Source organism: Thiolapillus sp., assembly GCF_048562965.1.
GTDB classification, from domain to species: domain Bacteria; phylum Pseudomonadota; class Gammaproteobacteria; order Chromatiales; family Chromatiaceae; genus Thiolapillus; species Thiolapillus brandeum_A.
Window position 1 is genome coordinate 1 of sequence record NZ_JBHNMF010000653.1, and the last position, 1,703, is coordinate 1,703.

The following is a 1,703-nucleotide window of genomic DNA, read 5'->3' on the forward strand; positions in this document are numbered from 1 at the left end:
TATGCCCTGACCCAGGGAGTGGATGCCGTCAGCCAGTCGTTCGTCTCGTCTGCTTCCGATATACAGGACCTGCGTGCCGCCATGGAGCAAATGGGCAGGCAGGCCTTTGTGGTTTCCAAGATCGAGCGCAAGGGTGCCCTGGATGCGCTGGATGAAATTCTGCAGGTATCCGACGGGATCATGATTGCCCGGGGTGATCTGGGTGTGGAGATTCCCATATCCGGTATTGCGATGGTACAGAAAGAGCTGATGCGCAAGGCCAATGAGGTGGGCAAGCCTGTTATCACCGCCACCCAGATGCTCGAGTCCATGACGGAAAACCGCCTGCCCACCCGGGCTGAAGCGACGGACGTGGCCAACGCCATCATTGATGGTACTGATGCGGTCATGCTGTCGGCGGAATCCGCTGTAGGCCGCTATCCGGTGGAATCGGTGAAGATGCTGGCCCGGATCGCCAGGGACACCGAGGCGGAAACGCCGGCGCCCACGCCTGAAGAACGCAGCCGCCTGTTCGAGGAGACCAGCGCTGTGGATCTGATCGCCGAATGCGTGCAACAGGTCGTCTTCGCCATGAAACAGCCGGAAGTGGTGGTGCCGACCCGCTCGGGAGCAACGGCAAGAAATATCGCCCGTTACCGTTTGCCGGTGTGGATAACCGCCTTCAGCAGCCAGCACGCCACCTGCCAGAATCTGCAGTTTTCACGGGGAGTATTTCCGGTAAAAGTGGATCAGGAACACGAGGACTGGACGCCTTTCTGTCGAGCCTGGTTGCGGGAGCAGGGCTACCGCAGCGGTGCGGCGGTACTGACCCAGGGGCCTTCGCCGGAACATCCCGACGCCACCTATCGCATGGAGATCGCCGCCCTCGATTGAATCACCGGCGGAATAGCATAGCCGCATTCCGCCGGTGGTAGGGTCAGGGGATGGGCTTGAGGTTCAGTTCGTCTTCGGTGGCATTCACAAAACCGTACTTGGCATAGATGCCCTGTGCGGGTGCGGAAGCCAGGTAAGCGAGAAAGGTTTCAGCATTGTTGTGGTTGCGCCCGTCTTTCAGGGTGCCGATGGCATAGCCTACCTTGTCCTGCTGGTTGTAGGGTGCAGATATGGGTACGCCATCGATGTTACGCCCGGTTGCCTTGGCATGGGTGATCTCCGTGGTCCAGACAATGCCCACATCGGCCTTTCCTTCCTCGATACGCTGTGGGGTTTCCCGGTGGTGGCGCTGGGTGAACCAGGTCTTGCCTGGAACAGCCCAGCAGCCCTTGCATTTTGCGTTTCCAGTGACCTTTTCATACAGCCCCAGATCCCGGAGCATCTGCGCGCCATAGAACTTGAAAATGCCCTCCGTCAGCGGGTTGGGATGGGATTGCACCAGATCATCGCGGCCCAGGTCTTCAGGGCTTTTGATCCCCTTGGGATTGCCTTTGGCGACCATCAGCTCCAGCTTGTTGTGGGTGTAGATCATGTATTTGTCCATGCGCCACTTGGCCTTGAGTTTCTTCAGGTGGCCAAGATTGACGCTGGCGTACAGATCCGGGTTCATGGCGATCTTCTGGCCTTCGATGCTGCCCTGCTTGAGCAACTGGCCTTTGAGAATCTGTCCCGGCGGGATGGTTTCCACGAACACGGTCTTGATGTCGGGATGACGTTTCTGGAAATCACTGATCAGTTCCTCCATGACCATGAACTGGTTGCCTGCTAGG

The 1,703-nt window shown here is 58.5% G+C and carries 2 protein-coding genes; one reads left to right on the forward strand and one right to left on the reverse strand.

Features of this window, described 5'->3' with window-relative positions; genetic code table 11:
• The coding region (locus ACOCD2_RS18830; protein WP_293675066.1) for a pyruvate kinase at nucleotides 1-873 on the forward strand (873 nt) is incomplete at its 5' end.
• Between the two features lie 43 nt (nucleotides 874-916).
• On the opposite strand, the gene ACOCD2_RS18835 is transcribed toward ACOCD2_RS18830, so the two are convergent.
• The coding region (locus ACOCD2_RS18835; RefSeq protein WP_293647668.1) for a molybdate ABC transporter substrate-binding protein at nucleotides 917-1,703 on the reverse strand (787 nt) is incomplete at its 5' end.